Annotated in this window: 11 protein-coding genes; 7 read left to right on the top strand and 4 right to left on the bottom strand. The window is 71.6% G+C overall.

Annotated features, from left to right (window positions below):
* Positions 1-164: 164 nt before the first annotated feature.
* Positions 165-2,054: a hypothetical protein gene (locus ACZ5XS_RS27755; RefSeq protein ID WP_468655735.1), complete on the bottom strand. Its 1,890-nt coding sequence runs from the start codon at positions 2,052-2,054 to the stop codon at positions 165-167.
* A gap of 209 nt (positions 2,055-2,263) precedes the next feature.
* Between ACZ5XS_RS27755 and ACZ5XS_RS27750 the strand changes: the two genes are divergently transcribed.
* Positions 2,264-3,037 carry an IclR family transcriptional regulator gene (locus ACZ5XS_RS27750; RefSeq protein WP_468655733.1) on the top strand — a complete coding sequence of 258 codons (774 nt, stop codon included), beginning with the start codon at positions 2,264-2,266 and terminating at the stop codon, positions 3,035-3,037.
* Positions 3,034-3,882, top strand: coding sequence for an SMP-30/gluconolactonase/LRE family protein (locus ACZ5XS_RS27745; protein ID WP_468655731.1), 849 nt, complete (start codon positions 3,034-3,036; stop codon positions 3,880-3,882). Before ACZ5XS_RS27750 ends, ACZ5XS_RS27745 begins: the two co-directional genes overlap by 4 nt.
* Before the next feature lie 478 nt (positions 3,883-4,360).
* Here ACZ5XS_RS27745 and ACZ5XS_RS27740 read toward each other — a convergent pair whose 3' ends face one another.
* The 3 genes from ACZ5XS_RS27740 to ACZ5XS_RS27730 are packed head-to-tail and all read right to left on the bottom strand — an operon-like array spanning position 4,361 to position 7,651.
* On the bottom strand, positions 4,361-5,764 hold the full coding sequence (locus ACZ5XS_RS27740) for an NAD(P)/FAD-dependent oxidoreductase (RefSeq protein WP_468655729.1): 1,404 nt from the start codon (positions 5,762-5,764) through the stop codon (positions 4,361-4,363).
* Entirely contained in the window at positions 5,757-7,010 is a 1,254-nt protein-coding gene (locus tag ACZ5XS_RS27735; protein WP_468655825.1) for an MAB_1171c family putative transporter, read from the bottom strand. Before ACZ5XS_RS27735 ends, ACZ5XS_RS27740 begins: the two co-directional genes overlap by 8 nt.
* A 32-nt stretch (positions 7,011-7,042) precedes the next feature.
* Positions 7,043-7,651 carry a toxin-antitoxin system, toxin component family protein gene (locus ACZ5XS_RS27730; protein ID WP_468655727.1) on the bottom strand — a complete coding sequence of 203 codons (609 nt, stop codon included), beginning with the start codon at positions 7,649-7,651 and terminating at the stop codon, positions 7,043-7,045.
* A gap of 241 nt (positions 7,652-7,892) precedes the next feature.
* On the opposite strand from ACZ5XS_RS27730, the gene ACZ5XS_RS27725 reads away from it, so the two are divergent.
* From ACZ5XS_RS27725 to arfA, 5 genes are all read left to right on the top strand, one after another.
* Positions 7,893-9,257 (top strand): extracellular solute-binding protein, encoded by a 1,365-nt coding sequence (locus ACZ5XS_RS27725; protein WP_468655725.1) that lies wholly within the window; start codon positions 7,893-7,895, stop codon positions 9,255-9,257.
* Positions 9,254-10,201, top strand: a complete 948-nt coding sequence (locus ACZ5XS_RS27720; protein WP_468655723.1) for a carbohydrate ABC transporter permease — start codon at positions 9,254-9,256, stop codon at positions 10,199-10,201. Before ACZ5XS_RS27725 ends, ACZ5XS_RS27720 begins: the two co-directional genes overlap by 4 nt.
* Positions 10,198-11,055, top strand: coding sequence for a carbohydrate ABC transporter permease (locus ACZ5XS_RS27715; RefSeq protein ID WP_468655721.1), 858 nt, complete (start codon positions 10,198-10,200; stop codon positions 11,053-11,055). Before ACZ5XS_RS27720 ends, ACZ5XS_RS27715 begins: the two co-directional genes overlap by 4 nt.
* A 9-nt stretch (positions 11,056-11,064) precedes the next feature.
* A complete protein-coding gene (locus tag ACZ5XS_RS27710) occupies positions 11,065-12,036 on the top strand; it encodes an arabinan endo-1,5-alpha-L-arabinosidase (protein WP_468655719.1) in 972 nt (323 codons plus the stop codon).
* Positions 12,037-12,112: 76 nt separating this feature from the next.
* Positions 12,113-13,630 carry an arabinosylfuranosidase ArfA gene (gene arfA, locus ACZ5XS_RS27705; RefSeq protein WP_468655717.1) on the top strand — a complete coding sequence of 506 codons (1,518 nt, stop codon included), beginning with the start codon at positions 12,113-12,115 and terminating at the stop codon, positions 13,628-13,630.
* Positions 13,631-13,646: the final 16 nt, after the last annotated feature.

Raw genomic sequence — 13,646 nt, 5'->3', positions numbered from 1 at the left:
AGATCGCCGGGGGTCCGGACGTCCCCCCCTCGCCTTGCTGAGGAAATGGGGGGGGAAAGGTTTCTGGGTCCTGCCTTTTTGCAACCGGGAGGGGAAGGGGGGGGGGGGGGGGGGGGCCCCCCCCCCCCCCCCACCCCGGTCAGGGGATCATCTGCTCCGGGAGGTCAGGACCGGCTCTGGAAACGGGTCCGCAGCCGCGGCGAGAAGCGCACCGCCGCGACGCCCAGGGCGGCGAGCAGAGCGGCCACGCCCGCGATCAGGCCGATACCGCCCGCACCGGTGCTGGCCAGACCGCCGCCGCCGGTGGTCTGCGTCGAGTTGTCGTTGCCGGAACCCGCGGTCGAGCCGTCGTCGTCACCGGTGCCGCCCGTGACGCCGTCGGCGGAGCCGGACGGGCTGGGCGACGGTGAGGCCGACGCCGACGGGTCGCTCTCGACCTTCTCGACGACCTCGACGGTGAAGGTCGCGGACGCGCCGCCGGTGCCGACCGTCGCGACGACCGTGTACGTGCCGAGTTCCGTGCCGGCGACCAGCTCGCGCGACGTGGCCTTGCCCTCGGCGTCGGCCGTCGCCTGGACGCCGTCGGCCTTGCCCTCGAACTTGGGGCGGTTCGAACTGGTGCTCTGGACGAGGTAGTTCACCTTCGCGCCGGCGGCCGGCTTGCCCTCGTCGGTCACCAGGACCTGGAGCGCCTCGGCGAAGGGCTCGCCGGGCTCGGCCTGCTGCTTGTCACCGCCGGCGACCTTCACCTCGTTCGCCAGGTTCTTGACGTGCACGGTGAACGTCGTGGAGAGGCCACCCGGCGCCGTCGCCCGGACGGTGAAGTCGCCCTTCTTGCTGCTGCTGATGTAGATGACCGGCGTCTCCACGCGGCCCTGGGCGTCGCTCGCCAGCACGACGGACGTGGTGTTCTCACGCTCGCCGAAGTTCAGGCCCAGCTTCTGCGGGTCGTCGATCGCGAGCTTCACCGAGACGCCCTCGACCGGCTTGCCGTCCTTGTCCCGGACCACCGCGGCCATCGGCGGGACCTCGTAACCCGGCTCGACGGACTGCTCCGGGGCGGAGGCCGGGCTCAGCTCGGCGGGCGCGACGGCACCCTTCCACTGGATCACCACGCGGCCGTTGCCGCCGATGAGGTTGGCGCCGCCCTCGGCGATCCCCTCGGTCTCCGGCTCCCACCCCTTCGACCAGAACGGGTCGTCCTTCGCGGGCGCCGTGTAGCGGTCGCCGCCCAACACCCGCGCGTCGGTCACCCGGTCCGGGTTCGCGTAGCTGGTGCCGCCTCCGCCGCTGCCGCTGCCCTTGCCGGTCGGGTCGTCCGTGCCCGCGCCACCGCCGCCGCCCGCGTAACCGGCACCGCCGCCGCCACCGCCGGAGCTGCCCTTGCCGCCGGCACCGCCGCGGCCGCCCGCGGTCGCGTCGGCCCCCGCCGCGCCGTTGCCGGTCGCCGCGCCACCGGTGTTCTTGTCGGCGCCCTTGCCGCCGAAGGTCGACTCGGAGCCGTCCTGGCCCTTCTCGCCGCCCGCGGCACCGCCGGAACCGTGGCCCATCGAGATGCCGCCGGCGCCGCCTCCGCCGCCGGCGATCACCAGCGCGTCGCCGCCGCTGGTGCGGATGGCGCTGCTGTTGCCGCCGGGCTCGGCCCAGCCGCCCCCGCCGGCGCCGCCCCGCGCGTCGCCGAACGCCTTGCCGACGTAGTACCCGCCGACCGCGACGGACAGCGTCTCGCCGGGCGTGACCTTCAGCGAGCCCGCGGCGTATCCGCCCGCGCCGCCGGTCGCCATGCTGCTGCCCCAGCCGCCCTGCCCCCAGGCCCGCACGTCCAGCGAGTTCACGCCGGACGGGACCTGGAAGCTCTCCTTGTCACCGGTGAAGTCGTACAGTCGGCAGCCCGTGAAGCCCGCCGTCGGCACGCACGCCGAGCCGGCCACCGCTGAGGCGGCGGTCGCGGTGGGCGCCGAGGCCCAGCCGCCCGCGCCCAGTGTGACTAAGGCCAGGGCAGCGGCGCCGCGTCTGAGTCGGACACGGCGCAGGCCGGCGAAATCGCGAATCATCAACCACTCCATAGCTCGAAACCAGCTCCCCCCATGGGAGTTCCACAGATATGACGGTTCGGTGGAGGAAAGGTTGTACGCGTGAGGCGGAAGTGACCTGCCGTGCCCATTGCCCGGACATACCTCTATGACTAGCCTGTGTTCGTCATGCCGATCGTCTGTTGAAATTTCGAACACAGACACTGAGACCACAAGGGAGGGGGCCGGTCGTGGGACGCCTGGTACCTGCGGTGACCCGAGCTCTCGACATTCTCGAGCTCTTTCTCGACGGGGACGGGACACTCTCCGCCCCCGACATAGTGCGCAGGCTGCAGCTGCCGCGCACCACCGTCCACGAGCTGGTCACCACGCTCGCCGCCCGGTCTTACATCGTCCAGGTGCCAGGACAGCCCGGACGCTACCGGCTCGGCGTACGGCCGTACCAGCTGGGCAGCCGGTACGCCGAGCAGCTCGACCTCGCCGCCGAGGGCCAGCAGGTGGCCCGCACGGTCGCCGAGACCTGCGACGAGACCGTGCACGTGGCCATCCTGGAGGGCACGGACGTCATCTACATCGCCAAGGTGGACTCCACGCACGCCGTGCGCATGGTCTCCGCGGCGGGCCGGCGACTGCCCGCCCACTGCACCTCCGTCGGGAAGATGCTGCTGGCCTCCCTCCCCGAGCACGAGCTGGCGGCGCGTGTCCCGGAAGACGCCGATCTGGTCGCGATGACGCCCAACAGCATCACCCGGCCGGACGCCCTGCGCGAGGCCCTTGCCGAGATCCGGCAGCGCGGGGTCGCCGTGGAGCGCCGCGAGTCCAACCCGGACGTCTCCTGTGTGGCCGCGCCGGTGCAGGACCGCACCGGCCGGGTCGTCGCCGCGCTGTCCATCTCGGTGCCGATGATCCGCTGGAGCGACGACCGCCGTGTCGAGCTGGAGCAGCTCGCCGCGAAGGGCGCCGCCGAACTGTCCGAGCGGCTCGGCCACCGGAGGATGCCGTGACCTCCGCGTACGAGGTGGCGGTCCGGGCGGAGGCGACCCTCGGCGAGGGCCCGACGTGGGACGCGGCGGCCGGCCGGCTCCTGTGGATCGACATCCTGGGCTCGCGGGTCAACACCTACGACCCGGTCTCCGGCCGGCGTACCTCCCGCACCACCGACCAGCACGTGGGCGCGGCCAAGCCGCGCGCGGGCGGCGGCCTCGTCCTCAACCTCCGGGACGGCGTCGGCCTCCTGGACCCCGACGACACGTTCCGCTGGCTGCACCACGAGCCCGTCGCCGGGCGCCGCGCCAACGACGCCGCCGTCGCCGCCGACGGCTCCCTGTGGGCCGGCACCATGCGCTACGACGAGGCACCCGGCGGCGGCACGCTGTCCCGGATCACCGGCGACGGCACGGCTGACGTCGTCCTCGACGACGTGGCGGTGAGCAACGGCACGGGCTGGAGCCCCGACGGCCGGCTGATGTACTACATCGACTCGCCGACCCGCCGCGTCGACGTCTTCGACTTCGCCGACGGACGCCCCCTGAACAGGCGCCCGCTGGTGCAGATCGAGGAGGACGCGGGCTTCCCCGACGGCCTGACGGTCGACGCCGACGGCTGTGTGTGGGTCGCCCTGTGGGACGGCGGGGCGGTACGCCGCTACTCGCCGGCCGGCGAACTGGAGCGCGTCGTCGACCTGCCCACGCCCCGCGTGACGGCCTGCGCGTTCGGCGGCGCCGACCTGACCGACCTGTACATCACGACAGCCCGCGTCGGGCTGTCCGCACCACACCCGGTGGCGGGCTCGCTGCTGGTGGTGCCGGGAGCGGGCAAGGGCCTGGCGCAACCGGCGTTCGCTGGCTGAGCGCTGCTCGGCGCGCGGCTTGCTGGTTCCGGCCGTCCGCGGCTCCGCAGGAAGACGGCCTGCGGCTTGACGGGCGTCACACAAGCCGACCGCCGCGGACCTGCGGGGAGCCTTCAGTGGCCGAGCCGCGCGCGGCTTGGCGGCGTTGGTCGTGCGTCGCCTCGGTGGCGGACGGCCCGTGGTGGCGGGGGCTGGTTCGTGCGGCCGGGTGCCGGGTCTCTCCGGTGCGGGTGTTGGCCGGGTGGCTGAGCCGTGCGGGGTCAGAGAGTGTCGCGGGAGCCCGGCAGCGGTGCCGGGTCTCTCCGGTGCGCCCCGGCGGCCGAGCCGCGCGCGGCTCGGACTGCGTCCCGCGAGCCCGGCCGCCGCGGGATGCCGTGTCTGTCCGTGCGGGAGCCGGTTCGGCGGGCGCACCCCGTGCGGCTCGGCGGCAGCGGCCGTCCGCGGTCTTGGTGGCGGACGGCCCGTGGCTCGGCGGGTGTCACGCCAGGCCGGCGGCCTTTCGCTCCATTTCTGTCAGCGGGGGTCCGTTCAGCGGGGGCTTGAGCGGACCCACTGCCGCCGCCAGCAGCACCGACGGGGACAGCAGCACCGCCGCCCCCCGCTCGAGCGACGTCACGTCGGTCACCCGGCGGGCGATCCGGCCGTTGCCCGTGGCCGTGTACATGAGCCGGTCGACGTACCCGGCCAGGAGCCGGTCCCTGAGCGTGGGGCCGTTCTCCGTGGCGCCCGGGTAGAACACGTCCTGGCCTATGGCGAGGTCCCAGGCCGCGCCGACCGGCCGGACCACCGCCTTCTGGACCCGCCGGGCCAGCCGGGGCGCGCCCCATCCCTGACGCCGTAGCACCTTCCGCAGGATCAGCGCGCTCTGGGCGCCGACCGAAAGGCCGTGACCGTAGAGGGGGTTGAACGCGGCCAGGGCGTCGCCGAGGACGGTGAAGTTCTCGGGCCAGACCGGCATCCGTTCGAAGAAGTGGCGGCGGTTGAGGGTCGTGCGGGTGACCGACACGTCGGTCAGCGGCTCGGCCTGCTCCAGCAGTTCGCCGATCACCGGGTGCCGCAGCTCCTCGCGGGCGAACCGCACGAAGTCGTCGCCGGCGGCGGAGGGTTCGCCGCCCTGGGTGCCGTTCAGGGTGACGATCCACCGGCCGTTCTCGATGGGCAGCAGGAAGCCCGCCCGGCCCGGGACCCCTTCCCGGAGGTCGGGCTGCACGTTGATGACCGGGTAGCCGTCCCGGGCCGATTCCGGTGCGAGGTAGAGACGGCTGGCGTACACCAGCCCGGAGTCGACCTCGCGCCGCTCCGCCTCGGGCAGTCCGAGGGCCGTGAGCCACCGGGAGGCCCCGGAGCCGCGGCCCGTGGCGTCGACGACCAGGCCGGCCTCGATGACCCGCTCGCCCTCGTCGCGCCCGCGCACCCGCACGCCGGTGACCGCGGCCGCCGTACCTTCGAGCCCCACCACCTCGGTCCCGCCGAGCAGGTGGATCCGCTCGTCCGCGAGGACCTGGGCGCGGATCGTCGCGTCCAGCAGGTCCCGGCCGGCCAGGATCACGTGGTGGGACTCGGGCCAGCGCCGGAACCAGCCCCGCGTGCCGAGGACGACCATGTCGGTGGTGACCGGCGCCCGGCGCGCCCCGGCCGCCCGGAGCGCGCCGGTGGCCCCCGGCAGCAGTTCCTCCACCGCCCGCACGCCGCCCGACCACAGCATGTGGGCGTGCCGCGCCTGCGGCAGTCCCCTGCGGGGCTCGGGACCTTCGGGCAGTACGTCGCGTTCGACGACGACGACCCGGTCGGCGAACTCCGCCAGTGCGCGTGCCGCGAGCATGCCCGTGTGGGAGCCCCCCAGCACGACGGCGGTTCTGGCGGGGGTGGGTGGTTCAGTCATGCGCGGACACGCTCTCTGCCGGGGCGGCGGCGCGGGTGCGCACCGCCAAGATGTCGTCGGGGCTGCGGAGGGCTTCGGAGACGGCCTGGATCTCCCGCAGCAGATACGTGGTGTCCGGCTCGGAGGGCTGCCCTTCGCCGTCGGCTTCCGGCGCCCCCTCCGGGGGCCGCTCACCCGAGGCGGCGTCCACGATCGTCACGGCGGCGGCGAGGGCCTGTGCCCGGCCGCGCTCGAAGCCGAGGGCGACGGCGGCCTCGTAGGACCGGGCGCGCAGGTCCTCGTCGAGGTGCCGGGCCAGGTGGAGCAGCCCGTCGCGGATGAACGTCTCGCGGCGGATCAGGCGCAGTTCGGCGGTGGCGCGCAGCGTGAAGGGCTCGCGGCCGCCCGTCGCGGTCCGCATCAGCAGGTAGAGGGGCCGCAGGCGCCGGTGGCGTTCCCGCAGCCGCCAGCGCTCCTGGAGGTACTGGCCGGCGTGCGGGACGATGAAGCCGACCGCGACGAGGGTGGCGGCGACGCAGGCGGCCGACGGTGCCACGTTGGTGGACAGCCAGTCCAGGTCGTGACCGGTCCAGCGGGCGATCACGGCGGTGAGCTTGGCCGCGGCGAAGAACAGGTTCGTGGTGAAGCCGACACCCAGCAGTCGCAGCCCCCAGCGCAGCCAGGCGTCGAGGCCGTCGGTGCGGATCCAGTTCCAGACGAGCCGGGCCGTGACCGTGGAGGCGACCGTGTGCGCGGTCAGGTAGAGCACGATCTGCTCGCGCATGAACGGCGTGTTGGCGTAGTAGGTGTCCAGGTCCCGCAGCCGTTCCACGGGCGTGTCCGCGAGCGCGAAGAGCACCCACAGGGTGACGATCACCCCCGCGTAGACGGAGACGACCCACCGGGTGGCGCGGCGGGTGCGGTGCGCACGGTCGGTGAGGCCGTTGCGCCAGGCGATGATCAGCAGCAGCCAGGACGCGCAGAGCGTGGTGAGCAGGGAGTACACCCAGGGCGACGAGATGTTCGGGACGCCGGTGACCCGGTTGGTCCAGGCGATGGTGCCCGGGGCGGCGAACACGAACACCGCGCAGGCGAACAGCAGCAGACCGCCGACGGCACGCAGCAGCGGGTCCCGCCACATCTTGACGATGCTGGGCAGCTTGATCGCCAGGGCGGCGGTCAGGACCGCGGTCGGGAGCCAGAAGGAGATGTGCACCCCGCCGAGGAGACGGGAGGGGTCCAGCGCGAGGGCCGCCGGGCCCGCCACCGCGTGCGGGGACACCGGTGCGAAGGCGGTGATCACCGCGCCGTACCTCCGCGTCCGCGGTAGCCCATGGACCGCTGCACCGGGTCGAGGGGCGGGTTCGGGGACCCTTCGAAGGAGAGCAGGGGCCGGAAGACGGCGGCGAGGCGGTGGCCGAAGTCGTCGGCCTCGGACTCGTCGCGCTGCCGGGAGCCGTCGCGGGCGGCCACGGTCAACGCCACGTCCTTCCAGCCGGGCTGCTCGGCGAGAGCGTGCGCCGCCGCCGTACCGGCCACGTGGTGGTGGGTGTGTTCGGCGGTCATGTGCCACAACTCGTGTCCGAGGATGACCAGTTGCTGCATGGCCTCGGCCCGTTCCTCGACGATGACGAGGTCGAAGTCCGCGAACTCCACCCACAGGCCGGTGACTTCGATCTCGTCGGGGAACCGCTCGAAGCGCAGCTCGACGGGCCGTCCGCCGCGGCGGACGCTCATCTCCTCGCACAGTGCGGCGCACAACTCGCGGACGTCGGACGGGGGACGGGGTCTGGTACGCAGGGCGGTGGCGAGATCGGCCGCCAGAGCCCGCATCGTGGCGCCGCGCCGCGAACGCCGCAGCGCCGCGGCGATCCGGGACGCAGTCCTCCGCGCGCCCGCGATGTCCATCGTGCCCCCTTCTCACCGCCGTTCGGCGGCCCGTCCGAGATTACGCGTCCGGAACTGTCCGCGTCATGCGATCCCGCGACCGTTGTTCAACAAGGAACGATCACTTTCCGAAAGCCTTACCCGCCACTTTTCGATACCGCTCATTTCCGTCCGACCCATTGACGCGCAAGCGCTTCGAACTTACGGTCCCGTTCGAAGTTACGGGCATCATTCGGTATACCGAACACAATGAGGGCGGGGAATGGGACAACCTGGCCTGAATCGCAGGCAACTTCTGGCCGCTGCCGGCGGCCTGACGGTCGCGGGCAGCCTCGGCTTCGCGGCCCTCGGCACCGGCGCGGACGCGCTCGCGTCCAGCGCCCGCACCCGCGTGCGCTACTGGAACCTCTTCAGCGGCGGCGACGGCGCCAACCAGGTCACCATGGTCGACGCCTTCCGCAAGGCGAACCCGGAGACCGCCGTCAAGGCCTCCACACTCACCTGGGGCGGCCCCTACTACACCAAGCTCGCCATGGCCGCCGCCGGCAACCGCGCACCGGAACTCGCCGTCATGCACCAGGGCCGCGTGCCCGGCTTCGCACCCGGTCGCCTCCTGGACCCCTGGGACCTGGACCTGCTCGCCAAGTACGGCGTCCGCCAGGCCGACTTCAACCCGGTGCTGTGGCAACGCGGCGTCATCGACGGCAAGTTGTACGCCCTGCCCCTCGACATCCACGTCCAGCTGAACTTCTACCGCAAGGACGTGTGCGAGAAGGCCGGCCTCCTCGACGCCGACGGCCGGCTGCCCGCCGCCGGCTCCACCGACGAGTGGTTCGACATCCTCAAGGCGGCCAAAGCACGGCTGCGGAACGGACAGCAGACCCTCGGCCTGCACGCCTACGACCAGAACTTCGCCTGGTGGTTCTTCGTCGCCTTCTACCAGCAGCTCGCCGGAACCTACTTCGACGACGACCGCACCGACGTCACCTTCGACACCGACAAGGCCACCGAGGTCCTGGAGTTCCTCCGCAAGCACGTCACCGACGGCTACGTGAACCCCGGTGAGACGGACGCCGAAGCCTTCCTCGGAGGATCCCCGTTCGTGTGGGAGGGCAACTGGTCGGTGCCGTACTTCAACGGCGAGAAGCTGCAGTACGGCGCCCAGCCGCTCCCCCCGGTCTTCGGCGCACCGGCCACGCACGCCGAGTCGCACTCCTTCGTGCTGCCCCACCAGTCCGACCGCGGTGGCGCCGCCAACGAGGCCGCGCACCTGCTCGCCGCCTACATGGTCACCCACGCCACCGCCTGGGCGGCCGGCGGTCACGTCCCCGCCCACCTACCCACCTTCAAGGACCGGGCATACCTCGAACTCGCCCCGCAGGACGAGTACTCCAGGCCCGCCATGGACCACCCGGCCACCGAGCCCCGCGTCTGGTTCGCCGGCTCCACCGGCATCCTCGCCCAGCGCGTCGGCCCGATCATCGCCGCCTCCAGCCTCGGCTCCGCCAGACCGGACACCGCGGCCCGCCGGATGAAGTCGGCCCTGGAGCAGCTGCTCGCGATGAAGAACCCGATGGACGGCCGCACCGCCGCCGAGGAGCTCACGGTCACGGGAGGCGCCGCATGAGCAGCACCACGACCACCCTCGCGCCCGCCCTGCGCCCCCGCACGGCCACCGCCGCCGAGTCCGCCCGGGTGCGCTGGGGCCGCCGCTTCCAGCACGGCGGCTGGTTCGTCGCCCCGTTCCTGATCCTGTACGGCCTCTTCGTCATCGTGCCGGTCGCCCGCGGCCTCTACCTCAGCCTGACCGACGCCAACATCTCCGGCGACCACACCAGCTTCATCGGCCTCGACAACTACCGGGAGGCACTGAAGGACGACCTCGTCTGGTCGTCGCTGTGGCACAGCGTCCAGTTCACCCTGTACGTCGTCCCGGCGATCGTCGTCGTGGCCCTCCTGATGGCGTTGATCGCCCACCACACCGTGCACTTCAGGTGGCTGTGGCGGCTCTGTTTCTTCGCGCCGTTCCTGCTGCCGTCGGCCGTCATCGGCAATCTGTGGTGGTGGCTGTTCCAGCCCGTCAACGGCATGGTCAACCACGTCCTAGGCCTGGAAACCCCCTGGCTCACCCAGAAGTCCACCGCCATGCTCGCCGTGGTCATCGCCACCCTGTGGTGGACGGTCGGCTTCTCGTTCCTCCTCTACCTGGCGGCCCTCCAGGCCATCCCCCACCACCTCTACGAGGCCGCCGAGCTGGACGGGGCGGACGCCTTCCAGCGGCTGGCCCACATCACCGTGCCCAACCTGCGCAACATCACCGGCCTGGTCCTGGCCCTGCAGATCCTCGCCTCACTCCAGGTCTTCGACCAGGCCGTCGTGATGTACCAGTTCGGCCCGGGCCCCGAGGAGTCGACGCGCACCTTCGTCCAGTACACCCTCGAACAGGGCTTCACCAGCTACCGCGTGGGCTACGCCTCCGCGATCTCCTTCATCCTGTTCCTCATCATCGCCGTGGTCGCCCTCGGCCGGATGTGGCTGCTGCGCAACCGCGAGGAGGGCACCTCCCGATGACGACGCCGACGCCTGTCGTACGCAAGCCCAAAAGCACCTGGACACCGGCACAGATCGCCCTGACGATCGTCGCCCTGGTCCTGTCCGCGATCTGGGTCGCCCCGCTCGTGTGGGCCCTGTCGACGTCGCTGAAGACCCCCACCGAGTCGGTGACGTCCCCGCACTGGATCCCGGACGACCTCACGTTCGAGGCCTGGAAGGGCGTCCTCGACGCGGGCAACATCCCCAACTGGTTCGTGAACTCCGTCGTGGTCTCCGTCTGCGTCACGTTCATCGTGCTGCTCACCGCCTCGCTGGCGGCCTACGGCTTCGCCCGCACCGAGTTCCGCGGCAAGCCGGCGTTGATGGCGGTCACGATGGCGGGCCTGATGTTCTCGCCGGCGATCCTCGGCGTGCCGCTCTTCACCACCGTGCAGGCGCTCGGGATGGTCGACACCTACTGGGGCATGATCCTCCCGCAGTGCGCGCCGGCCGCGATGGTCTACATCCTCTACAAGTTCTTCCAGTCGCTGCCCCGCGAACTGGAGGAGGCCGCCTTCATCGACGGCGCGGGCCGCTGGCGGATCTTCTTCACGATCGTCCTCCCCCTGTCGAAGCCCTCCCTCTCGGCGGTGGGGATCTTCACCTTCATCGCCTCGTGGAACAACTTCATCTGGCCCTACATGGTGACCAACAACCCCGACCTGATGACCATGCCGAACGGCATCGCCACCGTGCAGAACGCCTTCGGGATCGTGTGGCCGCAGCTCATGGCCGGCGGCCTGCTCGCGGGCCTGCCGCTGATCGTCGTGTTCGTCTTCTTCCAGAGCCAGATCGTGCGGGGCGTGGCCCACACGGGTCTGGCGGGCCAGTAAGGAGCCCTGGTGCCCAAGCGCTTCAGACTCGCTGCCCTGCTCGCCGCGGCCGTGGTCGCCCTGCTGCCGAACACGGCCCGCGCCGACGTCACGTACCCCGACCCCCAGCGCGTCACGGGGCAGCAGATCATCCACGACCCCACGGTGATCCGCCTCAGGTCCGGCGGCTACGTCGCCTACTCGACCGGCGGTGTGATCGGCGCCCGCGTCTCCGCGGACCGGGTCCACTGGGCCGACGCGGGCAACGCCTTCGCCGAACCGCCGAGCTGGTGGTACGAGTACAACGACACCGGCGACCCGTGGGCCCCCGACATCTCCTACCGGGCGGGCCGGTACTGGCTCTACTACGCGGTCTCCTCCTGGGGCACCAACCACTCCGCGATCGGCGTCGCCACCTCCCCGACCGGCCTCCCCGGGACCTGGACCGACCACGGCAAGGCCTTCATCTCCGAGGCGACCGACACCTGGAACGCCATCGACCCGGCGATCGTCCGGGCGGACGGCCGGTGGTGGATGTCGTTCGGCTCGTACTGGACCGGCATCCGGATGGTCGAGCTGAACCCGAGGACGGGCAAGGCGGTACCGGACACCACGGTTCACCACCTGGCGACGCGCCCGGACGCGCCGTACGCGGTGGAGGGCCCGTACATCGTGAAACACGGCCGCCACTACTACCTCTTCGCTTCCTACGACGCCTGTTGCTCCGGCGTGAACTCGACGTACAAGATCAGGGTGGCCAGATCGACGAAGGTGACGGGCCCGTACGTCGACAGCGCGGGCAAGCCCATGCTGGAGGGCGGCGGCGACCTGCTCCTCGCCGGCCACGGCAGGTACGTGGGCACGGGCGGCCAGTCGGTCTTCCGCGACCGTGGCCAGGACTGGCTGGCGTACCACTACTACGACGCGGAGGACCAGGGCACGCCAAAGCTAGGGCTCAACAAGCTGAACTGGAAAAAGAGCGGCTGGCCAGAGGTCTTTTAGGGGCGCGGGGAACTGCGCGACCAGCCACACACGACCCGCACCCGGCGACGAAACAGAACCACCCCGAAAGGACCCCATGAGCACGACCGCCCGCTTCACCCTCGACCCCGCCTTCACCATCGGCGAAGTGAACCCCCGCCTCTTCGGCTCCTTCGTCGAACACCTCGGCCGCTGCGTCTACACCGGCATCTTCGAACCCGGCCACCCCGCCGCCGACGAGGACGGCATCCGCACCGACGTCCTGGACCTGGTCCGCGAACTCGGCGCGACCGCCATCCGCTACCCCGGCGGCAACTTCGTCTCCGGCTACAAATGGGAGGACTCCGTCGGCCCGGCGGAGGACCGCCCCCGCCGCCTCGACCTGGCCTGGCACTCCACCGAGACGAACCGCTTCGGCCTGTCCGAGTACATCGCCTTCCTCCGCAAGCTCGGCCCGCAGGCGGAGCCCATGATGGCGGTCAACCTCGGCACCCGTGGCGTCGCCGAGGCACTGGAACTCCAGGAGTACGCCAACCACACCTCCGGCACCGCCCTCGCCGAGCAGCGCATCGCCCACGGCGACAAGGACCCCTTCGGCATCAAACTGTGGTGCCTGGGCAACGAGATGGACGGCCCCTGGCAGACCGGCCACAAGACGGCCGAGGAGTACGGCCGGATCGCCGCCGAGACGGCCCGCGCGATGCGCCAGATCGACCCGGGCGTGGAACTGGTCGCCTGCGGCTCCTCCAGCCAGAGCATGCCGACCTTCGCCGAGTGGGAGGCGACGGTCCTCAAGGAGGCGTACGACCTCGTCGACTACATCTCCCTGCACGCCTACTACTGGCCGGAGAACGGCGACGTCGGCTCCTTCCTCGCCTCCGCCGTCGACATGGAGTCCTTCATCGACAACGTGGTCGCGACCGCCGACCACGTGGGCGCGAAGCTCAAGTCGAAGAAGAAGATCAACCTCTCCTTCGACGAGTGGAACGTCTGGTACCTGCCCGAGTGGGAGGAGCACGCGAAGACGTTCCAGCAGGACGACTGGCCCGAGGCCCCGCGCCTGCTGGAGGACAACTACAGCGTGATGGACGCGGTCGTCTTCGGCTCGCTGCTCATCGCCCTCCTCCGGCACGCGGACCGCGTCACCGTCGCCTGCCTCGCCCAGCTCGTCAACGTCATCGCGCCGATCATGACCGAGCCGGGCGGCCCGGCCTGGCGGCAGACGACGTTCTTCCCGTTCGCGCAGGCCGCGAAGTACGGCCGCGGCGAGGTCCTCGACGTCCGCGTCGACTCACCGACGTACGAGACGGAGAAGTACGGCGAGGCCGACCTGCTGCACGCCACCGCCGTCCGCGCGGAGGACGGCACGGTCACCGTCTTCGCGGTCAACCGCAGCCAGTCCGACGCGCTGCCGCTCGAGGTCGCCCTGAGCGGCCTCGACCTGTCCTCGGTCGTGGAGCACAGCGCCCTCGCGGACGCGGACCCGGACGCCCGCAACACCCTCGACGACCCCGAGCGGGTCGCCCCGCACCCGGTGGAGGGCACCGCCCTGACGGACGGCACCCTGACGGCCGTCCTGGAGCCGCTGTCCTGGAACGTGATCCGGCTGGCGTAGCAGCGGCGCAGCAGTC

The organism is Streptomyces sp. NPDC033131, from assembly GCF_055578365.1.
This window is presented reverse-complemented; position numbering and strand designations above follow the sequence as displayed.

Coding starts and splice junctions, on each gene's coding strand:
- ACZ5XS_RS27755 (WP_468655735.1), bottom strand. CDS start 2,054: ATGATTCGCGATTTCGCCGGCCTGCGCCGTGTCCGACTCAGACGCGGC.
- ACZ5XS_RS27740 (WP_468655729.1), bottom strand. CDS start 5,764: ATGACTGAACCACCCACCCCCGCCAGAACCGCCGTCGTGCTGGGGGGC.
- ACZ5XS_RS27730 (WP_468655727.1), bottom strand. CDS start 7,651: ATGGACATCGCGGGCGCGCGGAGGACTGCGTCCCGGATCGCCGCGGCG.
- ACZ5XS_RS27725 (WP_468655725.1), top strand. CDS start 7,893: ATGGGACAACCTGGCCTGAATCGCAGGCAACTTCTGGCCGCTGCCGGC.
- ACZ5XS_RS27720 (WP_468655723.1), top strand. CDS start 9,254: ATGAGCAGCACCACGACCACCCTCGCGCCCGCCCTGCGCCCCCGCACG.
- ACZ5XS_RS27715 (WP_468655721.1), top strand. CDS start 10,198: ATGACGACGCCGACGCCTGTCGTACGCAAGCCCAAAAGCACCTGGACA.
- arfA (WP_468655717.1), top strand. CDS start 12,113: ATGAGCACGACCGCCCGCTTCACCCTCGACCCCGCCTTCACCATCGGC.